Source organism: Syntrophorhabdaceae bacterium, assembly GCA_028698615.1.
In the GTDB taxonomy this organism is placed as follows: domain Bacteria; phylum Desulfobacterota; class Syntrophorhabdia; order Syntrophorhabdales; family Syntrophorhabdaceae; genus Delta-02.
This window is the reverse complement of sequence record JAQVWF010000002.1, coordinates 100923-118202: the sequence shown is the minus strand read 5'-3', so window position 1 is coordinate 118202 and position 17280 is coordinate 100923. Positions and strand designations below refer to the sequence as shown.

Sequence of the window (17280 nt, the reverse complement as noted above, 5' to 3'; positions counted from 1 at the left end):
GTCATCTCCCTCCCCCTAACGAAGAGAGGCGCAGTTTCACCATGAGTTCCCTGGGATTCCGGAAGTTGCGCACCCTCGTGTCCACTTCCCGTACGACGATGTAGGGTGTATGAGTTTCGATACCGAAGAGGATATCGCTTAACGCTCTTGTGTCGGGCAGTGCCACGTCTATGCTGATGCTCACAACCTGGAACGTGCCTGATCTCTCCGTCTTTTCAACGCGTTCGCTGGCAATGGAGCCGCCTCGTCCCGTGATTATGCCCTTGACCGTCTCCTGAAGAGCCGCCGCACACAGCGTCAGCGTCTGCGCCTCGATAATCTTCGATGCCGCAGCCTCTCTCTTCTCTTTCAAGGCACCAAGCCTCTCTTCGAGCCGGGGCCTTTCGGCGATCATCTCCATGCACTTCGTAAGCGCCCTTTCCCGTGCAGCGCTTGTCTCCCCGAGAGAGACCATTTCCCTGCGGGCATTCACAAAACCATACTGGTAAACGGTGAGACCCGCGAGAACGATGATCGCGGGGATTGCGTACATGAGAAGCCTATTTCCTTGCTTCATCTTTCTTCACCGTCCCTTCCTTTTTTGCCTCCTCCTTCCTGAATCCTTCCAATTCCATGCGGATGACAAATCGCTCAGAATTGAGCCGGTGGTCCTTTACTGTGGGCGAGGCGAATTCGACCTTCCTGAAGAGGTCTGATTCCTCGAGCAGCGAGAGAACGGTCGTTGCCGAAGCGGCATAACCTTCGATCTCCACGGTCTCTTCCGTGATTCTTGTTCTTGTGAGCCATGCCGCCTTTGGCAGGAGTGAGGTCAACCCCTTGAGAACGTTGAGCAGCATAGGTCTCTTTATCTTGAAATCTTCAATCTCGTCGATCTCGCCCTGTAAGGCTTCCACCCGTTTCCTCAGCCCTTCCACCTCCATTACGTCCTTCCTGCGGGCCTTAATCTGCCCTTCGATGGCATCGATCCTGCGTTTCTGAATCTCAATGGGCACCACCACATAAGGGATCACCATCATGACAAGGAGCGTAGCAAGTACGAGGGCGGTGATCAGGGATGCCCTCCTTTTTCCGCCGGCATTACCGCGCGCAAGGTCGAAGGTCCTCATGCCCGGCGACAGGGCCTCGAAAAGCATAGCCGCGGGAGCAAGGGGAGCGCTCTCCGGGCTTGTTTTGAAGAGGGACATTATCTCGCTGTCCTTGATCACCCTGTGGGGGGTGTCCGGCAGGATATCCCCGACCCCGGAGCCGTTCTCCGGAAGGAGGCACACAAGCGGCGACCCGGCGGCGGCACTCTCTGTGTGAAGGATGGCCCGCACTTCGTCGTATCGTCCTTGCGGGTCTTCCTCCTCACCATATTCGCCCAAGGAACCGTAGAAATTCCCCGTCAGGTTGCCTTTCTCAATGGACCATCCTTCGTATCCTCGCATGCCGACGTGAAGGGATACAGCGGTTTCGGCCCCGGCAAGGCGGCAGCACAGCCGCGTCATACCCACCGAGGGCGTTGATATTCTGCCGGGTGGGAAACCTTTTTCCGCCAATGCCGCCACGTAAGGGTTCAGCGTTTCCTTTCTGACGGCCATGAGGGCTATGGGAAGCGTCTCGCCCACTTCAGCGCCGACGATGAAATCATACATGGCATCGGAGGCTGTGAGGGGGGTAAGTCTGTCGATCTCGTAACCCACAACTGGCCCTATGTTCTCTTTCACAGTTGAGGGCAACCCCGCAGTCCGTATGACAACCCATTCTCTGGGAATACCCAGCAGCACCCGGGAGCCTCTGTGTCCCAGTTCGTTTATCGCACGGGATACGGCGGTTACAAGATCACCGGGGGTGGGAAATTCACTCTCTTCAAAGGCATACCTTACGGATCCCGTAAGCCGCCCGCGGTTAAAAAAGCGCTCCCCCGCCGCTGCGGATATGCCGCCCCGTTCTATACAGATCGCCAGATAGCGCTCCGGCAGAAGTATGCCTTCCACCAGGTTGCAGTTCAAGACCGTCCACACCCTCAGGCACAGGGGTTCCAGTCTCGCCCTGACGGTCCTCAAGGATACAAGGCTTTTGAGGACAAGAGGGTGACTGGGGATCAGGGGTCCAATCTTCATCGTGTTGTCTCCGCAGGGGTCTTGTAATAGACATATTCGTATGTTCCTCCCTTTGGAACGAGAACTACCGCCCGGATACCATGGCCGTCCCTGACACCTTTTCTGTAACCCGTCGAGTCGATGGCATAGCCGATGGATTCAGTGGTATCAATATAAGATGATGCCTTGCTGTACTGCCCTCCCATTATTGCTCGCACATCGTCGAGGGATTTAAATTCCTTCTGTTTCCTTTCATCGACAACCTTTGCGGCCCGGTCTTCCGATACGCCGGGCAAAGCCATGATTACCTCCTTCGGTGCAAAGTTGACATTTATCCTCGATACATCTCCATAGACGGTAACGAACCGGATGAGAGCCTTTTGTTCCTTCGTTCCAAAAAGGATATCCGGCGTCACGCCTTTCACGAGAAGGAGTTCCTCCACCGTATCAAAGGGCCCGTTCTTCGCTTTGTAGGGATTCGGAAGGGATTGATAGTAGTCGTCCTCGGCACCGTTCAGGCGGTGAAGGATATCATTGTCCATCCAGTCGAGGGCTGAATCAACGATGGTGTCCGCCGTCTCCTTCGGAACGCCAAGATTGACGAGGAGGTTATCAAGGATGATCTTGTTCTCGTCGTTCATGGTATTGAGGTTTATCCTGCCCGCCTCATTGAAGATCTTCACGGCATACCTGTCATCGCCGATATCGCCCTCGATGACCGTGCCGTCAACCCTGAAAGTCTCACCGCTTTCGGGGACGATCGTTTTATTCAGGTTCTCCTGCCGGTAGTATATCTCCAGAATAGCCCGTTCCAGCCCCGCCTGCGCGAGGAAGCTCTCCGCCAGGGAATCGCGAAAGAAGAGGGCTGCCCTGGATTCGGTCTTCGCGAGAAGGGAAAAGGACATCGCAATGACCATAAGGACGATGACCACCCAGAGCACCAGGATGAGGGCAAAACCGCCTTCTTTGTGGAGAAATATTCTCTCTTCCCTCATGTCGTTCCCCCTTCTTCAGAATCCTCCCGGGAAGGCTTCCTGGTCCGCAGGGGTATGGTGAGAGAAAGCTTTCTCGCTCCCTGTTCGAGATGGAGCTTTACCTTTTGCGGGAGGTCACTGGTATCTGCCATCTGATCCGACCAGCCTCCTCCCAGGCCCTTTATCTTCGAGGTCTCAAGGTATTCGAAGCGGATGGCGTCGAAACCGTCGAGAAGCCTTGATTCTCTTGAATTTTCCATGCCGATGGTGTTTTCCTTCAGATAGAGCACCTGTTTACCTCTCTCGTCCCTTTCGATCCTGTATGAGGCGATGACATACCCCTTTCGGCCGCTGAAGAGAGAGCGGTTTGTCGCGAAGGTCATCGAATCGCTTGTGCCTATGAACACCGATTTCTTGAGACTCTCTTCTTCCTTCACAGTCAGAGGAAGACAGGACTGCAACTGGGAATCGATAAGCCTCATGGAAACCCTGAGGCGTTCCATCGACTCGGCCTTCCGCTCGCCCCCCTCGAGAGACCGGTATCCGGCCCGCATTGAGGCGGCAAGAATGATGACGATCATGGCGACGAGGACGATGGAGATCGTAAGCTCCAGGAGCGTGAAACCCCCCGACCGAAAAGGGCGGCTCTTACAGCTTCTCATTCGTGATCACCTCTCTCTTGACCGTCTTGTAGGTCTTCAGAGACAACGACCTCTTCTTCGTCCCCTTCCGCCAGGAGACATCCAGCACCACCTCAAGCACCTTCCAGGGAAAATCCTTCGTGCGCTCCCCGAGCGCCTCGGTTACGGTTATATCCATCACATATCCTTCCCTCGTCTCGCTTGACGTGCCCTCCTTCACCTGACCGCCTTCGAGTACCTCCCTCATCCTGATATCCGCGAGCACCGTTGCTGTAAGGTAGTCGTCGGACATCCACAGTGTCTTGAGGTTCGCCGAAAAGAGTTGGAGGACAACAGTGACCACCGTGGCGAGAATGACAATGGCCACAAGGATCTCAAGGAGTGTAAAACCGGGCGAAGACCTGTAAGGTCCATTCCTCATTCTCTTCCCGGACATATTCTTCGCCTTCACCGCACCTCCTGGATTCCGGCCTGAAGCCGGAATGACGCAGAAAAAAGAAACGTCAGTCTCTTTCTCCGTCGCCTTTCACCACCACGGCCCCGATGACGGGATCGATCTCTATTCTGAGTGTCCTTTTCGCATTTCTGAGAATGATCTCGCACGCCGCGACCGAGCCCGACGCGTCGGCGATAATCTCGTATTCCCCCCCGTGGAAGCTGCCTCTTACGGGGTCTATGATACTGATGGCGATGGCCTCCGGGACGGCCCGCCCGGCTCTCCCCTCCATGCCGTAGGTCCTGCGACTGAGGTCGATGATCACCCTCTGTTCTTCCCTTTTGTTCATCGCCTCGATACGCGCCATGCGGATAAGGCCGGAGAGTTCCCTACCCGTCGCACCGAGTTTCGCCGAGGGCAGGTGATTTGCGAAATGCACGCCCGACAGGCCAAGGAAGAGCACCATGAGGACCATGACTATAACCAGTTCGAGAAGCGTAAAACCCTTGCCGTTCATCTTCAAAAGGGCAGCTCCAGGATGCCGAATATGGCAACAAGCATGGAGACGACGATGAAGGCGATTACAAGCCCCATGGTGAGGATGATCGCCGGTTCCAGAAGACCCATGAATCGCTTCACCGAGTCCTTGAGGCTCTTTTCATACGTAGTCGCCACCTTGAGCAGCATAGTATCGAGTTGTCCCGTCTCTTCGCCCACCTTGATCATGGACAGCGCCAGCCGGGGAAAGACCTTCGCGTCGGTGAGCGGCGCGGCAATGCCCTTGCCTTCTTTGACGTCCTTTGCCACCGCCGCGATGGCGGCGGCAATGACGCGGTTCCCGATGACGTCTTTGGAGTTCTGCAGGGCCTGCAGGAAAGGAACGCCGCTTTTTATCAGGGTCCCCATGGTCCTGCAAAAACGGGCCGTTTCGAGCTTGCCCACAACGTCCCTGAGGAATCTGAACTTCAACTTGTCCCAGGCGATGGCGCCCCGTTCGGTCTTTATAAAACGCCGCAGTGCCAGCACCCCGAATGCGCCCGCCGGAAGGAGAATCCACCAAAAACCCCTCAGGAAGGTGCTGAAGTACAGGATCATCTGCGTGGACACAGGCAAGGCCCCGCCCATCTCCTTGAAGAGAATGGAAAAGCGGGGTATGACGAAGGTAAGGAGGATGATGATGGAAATACCCCCCGTTATGGCGAGGATCACGGGATAGATCATAGCCGAGTAGACACTGTCCTTCAGTTCCTTTGCCGTCTCGAGGAACTCGCCGAGTTTCTCGAGGACGATATCCAGGACGCCGCCCGTCTCACCGGCCCTGACCATGTTGACGTAGAGCTTGGGGAACACCCCGGGATGGTTCTTCAGGGCATCGGAAAAGGAACTTCCCTCCCGTATGGACTTCAGAACGGAATTGACCACCTCCTGCATCTGCCTGCCTTCGGAAACCCCGGCGAGGATGTTGAGGCTCCGGTCGAGGGGAAGGCCCGCGCCGATAAGCGCCGACAACTCAGCGGTAAAGGTGAGAAGGTCGCCCTTCGATGAGCGCAGCGACATGCCCTTTTTGAGGACCCCCTTTCGCGGAGATGTAACCTTCAGAGGAATGACACCCGCATCCTTCACCCGCTCCAGGGCCGAGCCTTCATCGGGTGCCTCGATGACGCCTTCGACAATGGTGCCTTCAAGAGTCGTCGCCCTGTATGAATATACGGCCAATCAATCCTCCCTTGTCACCCGTAAGACCTCGTCCAGGGTGGTTATGCCCATACGGACCTTCTCGATCCCGTCCTCGAGGAGCGTCCTCATCCCGCTTCTTCTCGCCTGTGCCTTGACCTCGCCCTCGTCGGCCCCCTTCAAGGTCAACCGCCTTATATCTTCATCAACAAGAAGGAACTCGAAGAGCCCCGAGCGCCCGAAAAATCCCGTCTGCGCGCAGGCCTCGCAGCCTGCTCCCCGGTAAATGGGAACACCGCTGCCCATGCCGAGGGCCATGAGTTCCTCCACCTCGTCGGATATGCCCACCTGACTGCGGCATTCGGGACAGATCATCCTCACAAGCCGCTGTGCGAGGATACCCCGCACCGTGGACGACAGCAAAAAGCTCTCCACGCCCATGTCAAGAAGGCGTGTGATCGCGCTCGGCGCGTCGTTCGTATGGAGGGTGGAGAATACGAGATGCCCCGTCAGTGCCGACTGGATGGCTATCTGGGCCGTCTCCAGGTCGCGGATCTCGCCGATCATGATGATATCCGGGTCCTGCCTGACAATGTGGCGCAGCGTGCTGTTGAAATCCAATCCGATCCGGGGTTTCACCTGGATCTGGTTCACGCCTTTCAGCTGGTATTCCACGGGGTCTTCCACGGTAATGATCTTTTTTTGGGGCAAATTGATCTTGTCGAGCGCCCCGTAGAGGGTCGTTGTCTTGCCGCTGCCCGTGGGCCCCGTCACAAGGATGATGCCGTTGGGCTTCGTGATGAGCCTGTCGAGAGACTCGAGCATGGCCCGGGAAAAACCCAGCCTGTCAAGGTCGATGACGATGCTCTCCCTGTCGAGTATCCTCATTACGATGCTCTCCCCGTTCACGATGGGGATGGTGGAAACCCTGATGGCGATCTCTTTCTCGCCCACGCGCAGTCGTATCCTCCCGTCCTGGGGAAGTCTGCGCTCGGCGATGTTGAGCCTGGCCATGATCTTGATGCGTGAGACGATGGCGGCCTGAAGCCTCTTCGGTGTCGATTCCACATCGTTAAGAACACCGTCTATCCGGTAGCGGATCTTCATCTCGTCCTCGAAAGGTTCGATGTGAATGTCGCTCGCCCTCGACTCTACGGCGCGGGTGATAAGCAGGTTGACCAGCCTGATGATGGGGGCCTCCGAGGCGAGGTCCTTCAGATGACCCACATCCTCTTCTTCCTCGTCGTGTATGAACTCGTAGCCCTCCTGTTCGTCGATCCCTTCTATGATCCTGTCGATGTTCTGCTGCTCCTTGCTGTAGAATCGCGAGATGTGTTCGTCGATGACGGCAAGGTCCCCGGTATGGACCAGGACATCGCCCGCGGCGGCTACCCTGAGCGCATCGACAAGTTCGCGGTCGGAGGGGTCGGCCATGATGACCTTGAGCGTTTTGTCCTTCCACTCGAAGGGAATGATCCTGTTCTCCCGAATAAAGCGCGTCGAGACTCCATCCAGAACCAGGGGCATTCTGGGGAATTCCTCCGGTGAGAGGTAGACTACCGTTTTGCCCTTCACGACTTTCCTCCGCCATCGGGCGCCGCCTCTGGTGCCGGCTTTTTTACTGCCGGGCGGCCCGGCGGCCGGGGGCCTTCAGGTTCTTCCCGGTCTTTGCTCTGCCCATTCTCCGTCGTTTTGTTCGAACTCTGCTGAACCTGGTTCTGTTTCTGCGTTTTTTGTACCCCGTTCCGCTGCGCCACGGTATCACCAGCCGCGGGTGAGACTTCCGATTGCATCATTTCATGCTTTTTCGTTCCCAACCCTTCCCTGATCTGCCGCACCGGTTCCGGCGTGGGCTGCTTGCGCACCTCGTCCTTTTTCCCGTCCCTTTCCTCCTGCGGGACGTCGCGGATAAGCTCTTCCTTCTTCAGCTTTCCCTTGCCTGTTTTCGTTATATCGTCAACATAGGAGGATGTGGCCTTCCGGGCATCCCACTGGTTCTTGATGACCCGCGGGGTCAAGAGTATGATCAACTCCTTGCGGTGGTTCTCGTCCGTGGTGCTGCCGAAGAGATAGCCGAGAAGAGGTATCTTGCTCAGGTAGGGGATGCCCGATCGCGCCGTCGATGTGTCCTCCCTGATAAGCCCTCCAATGAGGACCGTCTGACCATCCTGGACGACAAGGTTCGTTGTCGCCTCCGTCTTCTTGACGATGATGTTCGTCTCGCCGTCGAAAAGGGTGATCGTGTCGTAGGAAGAGACTTCCTGGGCAAGGTCGAGGGTAACGAGGCCGCCTTCGTTGATGCGGGGCTTCACCTTGAGGATGATACCTATATCCTTGTACTGGATGGTCCGCTGAGCGGCTGTGGTGGTGGACGCTATCGTTTCCGTTGTCACGATGGGAACCTGCTCTCCCACCTGGATGCGCGCCTCCTTGTTATCCGTTACGAGTATGCGCGGCACGGCAAGGAGCTTTGCCTTTGATTGCGTCGCAAGCATGTCGATGACCGCCTTGAAATCTCCCCCCACCGTCCCCGCGAAGTTGAAGGTGCCGCTGTCTGTAGTGCTCGTGGATGTAGCGCCTGGCACGTCGAATCCGACGGTGCCGTCCAACGCCCCCAACACACCGTTCATGCCGCCCGGCGAGAACTGAAGGGCCCAGGAAACACCCAGCTTCAGGTCGTCCTTCAGGGATATCTCCGCAATCACACCTTCGATAACGACCTGTCTCGGGATAATATCGACGCGGCGGATGGCCTCCTTGATGACCTCATAATCCTCGGGTGAGCTGAGGATAACAAGGGAGTTGAGGTTCTCCTCGGCGATGATCTTCGTTATGGGAGATACAAGGCCCTCTCCCATGTGGGAATCCGATCCGGACAATCCACCCAGGGCACTGCGTGCCGCCGCGACCGGAGACTCTTTCGAAGCGGACGTTTTCGGGGAGGCGGAAGGCGACGCAGCAAGGGGTGGGTTTGCCGCGCCGCCCCGTCCGGAGGAAAGGAAGACCTGCTGCAGAATGTTCGCTATATCTTTGGCCTTGCTGTTCTGGACATGGTAGACAAAAACCTGGGGCTTCTTTTTTCTTGTTTGTTCGCTGTCGAAAAGATCGATGAGCTTGAGCAGTCTCTTTACGTTCGCGTCGGTGTCTACGAGCATGATGTGATTGATGCTGGACACATCGATGACCACGGCGGTTGTCGTCAGGAAGGGCGTGATAAGTTTGATGATCTCCGCCGATTGACTGTACATGACAGGCACGACACGTATGATGGATTTGCCCTGGACCTCGATGGAATCCGGATCTCTGCCGACGGTCACCTCCGCGGGTTCCCTGGCGACGTCGCTGATCGGAACGATCCTGTAGAGATCGCCTTCTTCCACAACACCCACTCCGTTAAGCCTCAGAATGACCTCCATGACTGAAAGCACCCGGTCGCCCTCAATAGGAGTCACGGAACGGAACGTGACCCGTCCCTTCACCCTCTGGTCCACAACATAATTGACCCTCAGGATCTCACCGAAAACGGTCTGGATGACCTGGTACATATCGGCATCATCAAAGGAGAGGCTGACGGGGCTGGACGCCCTTGCCGTCAGCTTTTTAGCCTTTTCAGATGGCTGCGTCGCGAGCGGACCCGTTGATGATGGACCCTCTGTTGCCCCATTGTGCTGCGATACCTGCCGGGGGATTGCCGTTCGCGGGTTGTCGTCCCCATACGAAGGACTCACCGTCAGCGTGAAAAAGAGGCACCCGAAGAATACGAGCTTTCCGCAATTTGTCATCATTGATCCATCACCCACCGGAGTTTTTGCGAGACCAATAGGATTCTAAGGTTATGCGACATCAGTTCACATCCTAATGGGATAAACCGGACCGATTACGGTTCTAAGAAGGCCGGTACCCCTGCAAACCGATGCCTGCAACGGCCATGGTGTGAGTCAAATCCCGGAATAGTACCATCATGCCCGAAAATGTGATGAACGAGCCGCCGGGGGTAGTGACAAAAAAGAGGTGCCGGATTAATCTCTTTCCAAAAGTAAAACTGCCGGCATCATTTCACGGCAGACAGGGAGGATACATGAAAACTCAGTACGGATATTGCAGGGACAGGCGCGGTTTCACACTGGTGGAGCTCCTCGTGGTCATGGTCATCGTGGGGCTCCTCGTTGCCCTCGTGGGTCCCAAGGTCTTTCCAAAGCTCGGCAAGGGCAAACAGGCCGCGGCCAGGGCGCAGGTCGAGCTTCTCGGCCAGACGCTCGACCATTTTCGCCTCGACGTAGGTCGCTACCCCACAACACAGGAAGGTCTCGGCGCCCTCGTCACAAACCCAGGAGCGCAGAACTGGGAAGGACCTTATCTCAAGAAGGCCCTTCCCAACGACCCCTGGGGCAAACCCTACCAGTACCAGTCCCCCGGTTCCCACGGAGAGTTCGACATCTACTCCTACGGAAGGGACGGCACACCTGGCGGCGAGGGTGAAGACAAGGACGTGGTCGATTGGGAATAGACAATCCTGACAATCTCGGCTCTTTTCACCTTCGGGCTCCCTGTATTTACCTCCGTCGTCACGGCAAAGGCCGGGACCCAGGAAAGACTGTAATCCCCCCTGCCCTGCCACTCTGCAAGACCACCCGGCCACCAATGGCCTGTCACATTCGGATCACGTTGGACAGCGCATGATAGAGTCCTCGAAGGACGGAAAGAAACGACAAGGGGCGGCTCTCGGGCCACCCCTTGTCTGCTCTATTATCCGGTCATCGGCTAAGCTTGACAGGTTTTCCTGTTACCCGTCACCCATGACCTGTTACCACTCTTTTACCAATTAAGCCTCAGTCCCCCCGTGAAGCCGTGGCTTATCTGGTCATTCGTGATGCCCAGATCATAGCCTACGAAGAAGTTAAGCATGTCGCCTTTCTTTCCCGTGAGGTTCAGGGAGAAAACGCCCGTGTCTCTTTCCGTTGTATCGGAGGCAATGACGAAGGAGCCTGCCGTTTCGCCTGCGAACCGGGCGTTGATGTTCGCTTCTGTGTCGCCGAACTCGTGAAGCCATTTGGCCCCAAATTCGGGGGTAAAGGTGAAGTCTTTTGCCGCCTTGAACTCCCGGGAGAGCTTCACACCCAGGCCGCTCTGGTAGGAATCGGTATTGTTACTGCCGGTTTCGAGATTTACTGAACCGGCGCCTGTTTCCGTAAAGCTGTCCGTATGGTTCCTCATGGCAAGGAAGGAAACAAGGGGCGTTGCGGTGATGCCGCCGAAGATGGGCACCTTGTAGCCGCCCTCCAGGTAGCCCGATATGTCGCTTCCGTCATAGGAGCCACGGGCCACCCGATAGATGTTGCCGAAGGTGAGATAGCGTTTCGTCTCGTAGCTGTTCTTGCTGTACGCGAACGCCGCGTCCACATACCACAGCTTGCTCGTCGGGACGTAGGAGCCGTACAGTGCCCCCTGGAAGCTTTCAACATCGGAGTTGTCCTGAAGCTGTTTCATGTCGACGCTGGTCTTCGAATACCCGACGGCCACGCCGGCCCGGATGTTGGGATTGATGAGGTAGTCGAAACCTGCGATGGCGCCGCCGATGGTGTAGTCATAGCGGGAGCCCGTGTCGCCGCCGTGGCGGTTGCCCATCACGCTGTACCCTTTGATCCACATTCCGTAGGGCAGCTTCTGCCCGGCCCTTGTCAGGGAAAACCCTGCGTCGTTTGCCACCGGGCCCCCCGATGCAAGCATCGTCAGGGGATCGGACTGGCGGTCGTTGAGCCCGAGGAAGCCAAGGCCCGTCGTGGCACCGCCGGTACGGCCGAAGAGGTTCTGATAGAAGCTCCCCTGCTTTACAGGAGCGACCGTTGCCGATACGCTGTGAGTCGTTCCCGATATCTGGTCGATGGCAGAGTTGAGAGCACCGTCGTCGAGAGAAAACAACTCATCGACAACGGTGACCATGTCGTCGGAGGAGGAATTGCCGTAGGCGTCGTCGATTGCCGACGCCACATTGCCCCTTGTGCCCGTGGCCCCTGCCTTCTTGAAATTGGATTTCATGTTGAGGTAGCTGTTCTTTGCGTCATAGGCAAGGGACATCTCCCTGTACTTCGAGTCTGACGTCACCGAGTCGAAGGTGCCGGTAAGACCGTTTGTCGTCTCGACTATGGTGTGTGTGCCCCCTTTGAGACCCTTGCTCACAACGGATACAGCGCCTCCGTTCAGTGTCGCCGTGTCGGCCGTTATCTTCCCGGCCTTGCCGTTGGAGCCAGCTCCCACCGTGTAGGTTGCGCCCGCCTCATGCGTGTAGACACCGCTCGCCTTGAGCACGCCGCCGAGGACCGATATGCTGTTGCCGCTCGAGAGGTCTCCGCCCAGGCTCCAGGTGCCGTCCCCGGACTTCTCTATGGTCTCGAAGTTGAGGAGGGTGCCGTTCTTTATCTCGCCCGAGCCGGTGAGGTAGACTGTATCGTCGGTACCTGAAACAATGCTGGAATCAGCCGAATTGTCAGCATCCACGTTGCCCGTTATGTCGGAGCCGTTACGGAGATAGGCAGTGTCGTTGTCGGCCCCCATGAGCACAGCGTTGCCGGATGTTCCGATGATAGTGCCTCTATTGTCGAGAATATTATCGCCCTCAGAGCCCCGGAACCTAATTCCCGTGGCACCCTCTATCGTACCGGCGTTACTAACACTGCTATCTCCTATAGTATCGACTCCCATCGTGGATCCCTTTATCGTCGCACCCTCTTCGTTGACAATAGAGCCGATTCCCAAGATACCGTTTGTTTTACCGATGATGGTACCACCCTTCTTATTGGTCAACCTGCTATCTTCACTAAACATGTATACCGCTGAATTCCCGACAATAAGACCTTCATTCTCTACGGTGCCGGCGATTCGAACACCGTAGGAGCTCGTGTCGAAGTCGCCGATGGTCCCAGTTTCCTTGTTGATCAAGGTGTTGGCACTAGACCCGTCCATCGATACACCAGAAACCCTGCCGACGATACTACCTTCGTTGATGACCGTGGAAGGACCACCAGTTGTCTGCACACCATAATTGTTTTTTGATGAAATGACTGCCTCTTTCTCATTGACCACGGTGCCTGCACCCAGTTGTATAGCGCTTCCAGTTGCTTGTATTGTCCCCCTGTTGGTGACGTTGCCGTTCAAATCGGCCTTTGTCGAATCACCGTCAGGATTTAACCAGATCCCGTTAGCGTAAGTACCGGTTCTTGCGACGGTTGCGCCCTTCTCCACGGTTATATTCCATCCGCCGGTCTTTCCAAGGATAGCGTACTTCCCGGTTTCAGCCGTCACGGATGCCCCGGATTTGACGGTGGCGTTCGTCTGGTTAGCAGCAGTGTTTGTCTCATTCTCGAGGACTATGCCTGCTGTGCGGGAGTCGTCTATTACAACCTCCGCAAGGGATGGTTTTACAATGCATGGTGCCGCAAGCATAAGGAGTGATACACCGCAGACCATGCCTTTCTTAAATGGTATTCTCATCTTCATAAATTCACCTTTTCCTTTAATATCCTTCGCTGTAACGAGATGAAGTGGAACGAAAGAGGATGAATCGCTCCATCCTCTTTCGTTTTCATATCTCCATTGTCATATGCCCGGACCCTCAGTTTTTAAAAGTAGCCCTGATCGTGTGATTCGCTGTCACATCATTGAACGTATAGGATTCATCGGGATTCTCTTCCATTTCTCCGTCCACCCACACCGCGTCTATCACCTTACCTAGCTCGGGCGAAATTGTGTATGTCTGGCTTCCGTGGGCGTCGACTTCAGTGACACCATCTGGGCTGATGGTGCCGCCTGCTTCGGCGCTTGCCGTGATGGTATACTTTGTGGCCGGCTTCTTGAAGGTGACGCTGATCGTATGATTGGCGGTCACGTTCGTGAAGGTATAGGTCGCTGTTGCGCCCTGGGACTGGCCGTCCACCAGGACGTCCGCGACCTCATAACCGTTAGAGGCTGATATGGTGAACGTCTGGCTTCCGCCGGATGTGACCGATACGGAACCCGAGGGGCTGATGGTGCCGTTTGAGCCCGCGGAGGCGTCGATCGTGTAGGTGGTCGCCGGTTTCTGCTTGAAGGTGACGGTGATCGTGTGGTTGGCCGTCACATTCGTGAAGGTGTAGGTCGTTATTGCGCCCTGGGACTGGTTGTCCACCAGGACGTTCTCAACCTCATAGCCATCAAGGGCTGATATGGTAAACGTCTGGCTTCCGCCGGATGTGACCGATACGGAACCCGAGGGGCTGATGGTGCCGTTTGAGCCCGCGGAGGCGTCGATCGTGTAGGTGGTCGCCGTGGACTTGAAGCTGACGGTGATTGAACCGTCCGCCTGCACGTTCGTGAAGGTGTACGCGTATGATGTTTGGTCTGCTGCCGCCGTTATGGTTTCACTGATTGTGCCCTTGACCACTGTTAGTTTGGCTATCACGTAGCCGGTACCAGCTTCTATGGTATATAACTGGCTTCCGCCCTTAGTGACTGTCGTGTTCTCCCTGGGACTGATAGTACCACCCGTGCTCAGCCAGGTTTTTATGGTGAATATCGATTGCTCCTTGAAGGTGGCGCTGATCGTGTGATCCTCAGTTACTTTCGCGAAGGTATATGTGTATGTGCTCCTTCCCGACGCTCCGGCCACGACGTTTCCGTCCACCGTCAAGGTGTCAATGCCATAACCGTCGGAGGCAGCTATCGTGAAGGTCTTCGTGGTGTCCCGCTCCATCTGCGACGTCCCGGGGCTTATCGTACCGTTCTGGCCTGCCGAGACCGCAATAGTGATGTGCTGTGGTTTCTTGAAGGTAACGCTGATAGCGTGATTCTGTGTCACGTTCGTGAAGGGATAGGAATACGTACTCTGGCCCGATGCCGCAGTCACAGTGTTTCCGTCCACGGCTAGTGTGTCAATCACATAACCGTTGGTGACATCGGCCGTTATGGTAAACGTGATATTCTTGCCGTTCCCCACAATCTGGTCCCCTTCGGGGCTCATGCTACCGCCATTACCCTCCGTGGCCGTGATGGTGTGGAATTGCTTGAATTTGGCGGTGATGGAGCCGTCCGCCGTCACGTCTATGAAGCGGTACGTGTATGATGCCTTGTCTGCTGCCGCCTTTATGGTTTCTGTCGTTGTGCCCTTGACCACTGTCAGGGTGTCGATGACGTAACCGTCACCGGCCGTCACCGTGAACTTCTGGCTGTTGCCTCCTCGGCCTACGATCTGGTTGCCGGCGGGGTTGATGGTGCCGCCCGTGCCCGCGCTGCTCGTGATCGTGTAAGTCTTCGTCTTGAAGGTAGCGGTGATTGAACCGTTCGCCGTCACGTTCGTGAAGGTGTACGCGTATGATGTTTGGTCTGCTGCCGCCTTTATGGTTTCTGTCGTTGTGCCCTTGACCACTGTCAGGGTGTCGATGACATAGCCTTCACTCGCCGTCACGGTGAACTGCCGGCTGCTGCCTCGGCCTACGGTCTGGTTGCCGGCGGGGTTGATGGTGCCGCCCGTGCCCGCGCTGCTCGTGATCGTGTAATCCTTTCTCTTGAAAACAACCTTAATGGTATGGTCGCTAGCCACTTTTGGGATAGTGTAGGTGTCTGTTGACCAATCCTGGGCCTTGTCGTCCAGTATCACCTGAGCAATACCGTAGCCCAGATTAGGCGTGAAGGTGAATGTCTGATCCGCACCGGGCTTCACCAGGGTTTTGCCGGCCGGTGTGATGGTGCCATTTCCTCCAGAAACCGATGCGTTGATGGCAAACTTGTAATTGCGCAGCTTCAGGACGGCGAAGTTGGGATTGAGAACGGCATCGCCATTGTTAGGGAAGGTGTATTTCGATTCTTCATTGTTGTCGCCCCTCCACGACACATCAGTGGTGCCCCCGACAACGATACCACCTGTTGTCGGATCTGTCGCCACGGAATAGGCCCTGTCTGCACCCAGACCGCCCCAGAAGGTGTACCACCTGCTCCTGCCACTGCTCGCGTCAAGGCCGAGGATCGCCATGTCGGTAATGCCCACGTCACCGGAGAAACCATGAATGGGATTCCCGTCGCCGTATTTGTATTTCCTCCAGGGACCACGGGCCTCTCCCGCCACGTACACCGTAGTACCATCGCTGCTCAGAGACATTGCGTGGGGAACATCCTCCGTACCCTCTCCGCCGCGGAAGGTGTGCCATGTGTAGCGGCCTTCGTTGTCCGTTTTCATGACGACAAAGTCGTAGTCCGGAACGGGTACAGTATGGTCAACTACCGGACAGTTATCGTGCACCGGCCAGTTAGATTGGCTGTATCCTGCGAGATAGTATTTATTGTTATCATCCACCGCTACCGCCGTGGCCCAGTCGTCGTCTGTCCCGCCGAAGAAGGAATGCCAGTGGTACTCAAGATCATTTCTGGCGAGGCGGGCAACGAACATATCGAAACCGCCGGAATGGGAATTACGGGGAGAAGCGTTGTAATGAACATGGTCGTCGTAGTTCCACTGCTTACTACTGGAACCGACAACAACCGGAAAGCCTTCCTTGTCGATGGCGATGGCTTCGCCCCAGTCGTCCGAGGCGCTGCTGCCGAGAAAGGTGTGTTTGACCCATCCTCCGTCACTTGCTCTGAGCGTCATGGCCCATGCATCGTTTCCGCCCTGGTAGGCCCGCGTCGGTTGGCAGAGCCTCTCGACCCTTTCCATGTCGTCTTCTGTAACATACTGGGTTAACTCGCTTCCTGACATTTTGGGCCAGCATCCGAAGAACTCGGCATCGGCCTTTCCAACCAGGAACACGCGTTCTTTATCGGCGGCAATGCCGTAAACCTCTTCATTCCACTTGGATTCCCCATGGAACGTGTGCCACAGGTACCCACCGCTATCAGCATTAAGGGCGAGGGCGTAGATGTCGCCAGAATAATACTTATAGTCATGACCGTATCCACCCCCGACACCATCCCTCACGTAATACACTATCGCTCTGGAATGCTGATTTACCGCTGACTCATTGTTGGGCCCGCCCCAGTTGTCCCTGCTTGTGCCCGTGATATAGAGCCTGCCATCGACTATGGTCATGCCCCTGACAGTGTCCTCTTCGAATCCTCCGTAGTAGGTGTACCACTTGAATTCGCCGTCGGGGCCAAACTTGACCACCAGGATGTCCTTGTTGTTGTCGGCGTTGCCCGAATGCCAGTGCAGCGGCTGGCCGGGACTGCCGTAATTCGGATCGGTCTCCTGGAACCCACTCCACTTGAGGCCTTCCGCCGCGATGAAGATGTTCCCATCGTCATCGACCGCAACGGCACTAAGATGCTCCCCTCCCGTCCTGGCCGACCCCGTAAACAGGTGCCACAGATGATACGGGTCCACGGTCTCTTTGCCGGATGCGGTCCTGGAGAGCGCCGGGAATAACAGCAGGAAAACAAAAAGAGAAGTCAAGAAATAGGTGATGAAGAATCGATTTTTTCGCTGGTTCATGAGCACTACCCCCTTCTTG

Annotated in this window: 12 protein-coding genes; 1 reads left to right on the top strand and 11 read right to left on the bottom strand. The window is 56.2% G+C overall.

Going from position 1 to position 17280, the window contains the following annotated elements:
- Position 1 precedes the first annotated feature (1 nt).
- The 9 genes from gspM to PHC90_01660 are packed head-to-tail and all read right to left on the bottom strand — an operon-like array spanning position 2 to position 9591.
- Positions 2-556 (bottom strand): type II secretion system protein GspM, encoded by a 555-nt coding sequence (gene gspM / locus PHC90_01700; protein MDD3845055.1) that lies wholly within the window; start codon positions 554-556, stop codon positions 2-4.
- Complete coding sequence (locus tag PHC90_01695) at positions 540-2102, bottom strand: PilN domain-containing protein (GenBank protein ID MDD3845054.1); 1563 nt, start codon at positions 2100-2102, stop codon at positions 540-542. The genes gspM and PHC90_01695 overlap by 17 nt, the downstream gene beginning before the upstream one ends.
- Positions 2099-3076 carry a general secretion pathway protein GspK gene (locus PHC90_01690; GenBank protein MDD3845053.1) on the bottom strand — a complete coding sequence of 326 codons (978 nt, stop codon included), beginning with the start codon at positions 3074-3076 and terminating at the stop codon, positions 2099-2101. Before PHC90_01690 ends, PHC90_01695 begins: the two co-directional genes overlap by 4 nt.
- On the bottom strand, positions 3073-3717 hold the full coding sequence (locus PHC90_01685; GenBank protein MDD3845052.1) for a prepilin-type N-terminal cleavage/methylation domain-containing protein: 645 nt from the start codon (positions 3715-3717) through the stop codon (positions 3073-3075). The genes PHC90_01690 and PHC90_01685 overlap by 4 nt, the downstream gene beginning before the upstream one ends.
- Positions 3704-4147, bottom strand: a complete 444-nt coding sequence (locus PHC90_01680) for a prepilin-type N-terminal cleavage/methylation domain-containing protein (protein MDD3845051.1) — start codon at positions 4145-4147, stop codon at positions 3704-3706. The genes PHC90_01685 and PHC90_01680 overlap by 14 nt, the downstream gene beginning before the upstream one ends.
- A gap of 52 nt (positions 4148-4199) precedes the next feature.
- The gene (locus PHC90_01675; protein MDD3845050.1) at positions 4200-4649 is read right to left on the bottom strand and encodes a prepilin-type N-terminal cleavage/methylation domain-containing protein; all 450 of its coding nucleotides are present in this window, start codon (positions 4647-4649) and stop codon (positions 4200-4202) included.
- Between the two features lie 2 nt (positions 4650-4651).
- On the bottom strand, positions 4652-5848 hold the full coding sequence (locus PHC90_01670) for a type II secretion system F family protein (GenBank protein MDD3845049.1): 1197 nt from the start codon (positions 5846-5848) through the stop codon (positions 4652-4654).
- Positions 5849-7381, bottom strand: coding sequence for a type II secretion system ATPase GspE (gene gspE, locus PHC90_01665; protein MDD3845048.1), 1533 nt, complete (start codon positions 7379-7381; stop codon positions 5849-5851).
- Positions 7378-9591, bottom strand: a complete 2214-nt coding sequence (locus PHC90_01660) for a secretin N-terminal domain-containing protein (protein ID MDD3845047.1) — start codon at positions 9589-9591, stop codon at positions 7378-7380. Before PHC90_01660 ends, gspE begins: the two co-directional genes overlap by 4 nt.
- A 293-nt stretch (positions 9592-9884) precedes the next feature.
- On the opposite strand from PHC90_01660, the gene gspG reads away from it, so the two are divergent.
- Positions 9885-10313 (top strand): type II secretion system major pseudopilin GspG, encoded by a 429-nt coding sequence (gspG, locus tag PHC90_01655; GenBank protein MDD3845046.1) that lies wholly within the window; start codon positions 9885-9887, stop codon positions 10311-10313.
- 308 nt (positions 10314-10621) lie between these two features.
- Here gspG and PHC90_01650 read toward each other — a convergent pair whose 3' ends face one another.
- Together PHC90_01650 and PHC90_01645 are read right to left on the bottom strand one after the other, a co-directional pair.
- Positions 10622-13300: an autotransporter domain-containing protein gene (locus PHC90_01650; GenBank protein MDD3845045.1), complete on the bottom strand. Its 2679-nt coding sequence runs from the start codon at positions 13298-13300 to the stop codon at positions 10622-10624.
- A gap of 115 nt (positions 13301-13415) precedes the next feature.
- The gene (locus PHC90_01645; protein MDD3845044.1) at positions 13416-17261 is read right to left on the bottom strand and encodes a hypothetical protein; all 3846 of its coding nucleotides are present in this window, start codon (positions 17259-17261) and stop codon (positions 13416-13418) included.
- Positions 17262-17280 lie beyond the last annotated feature (19 nt).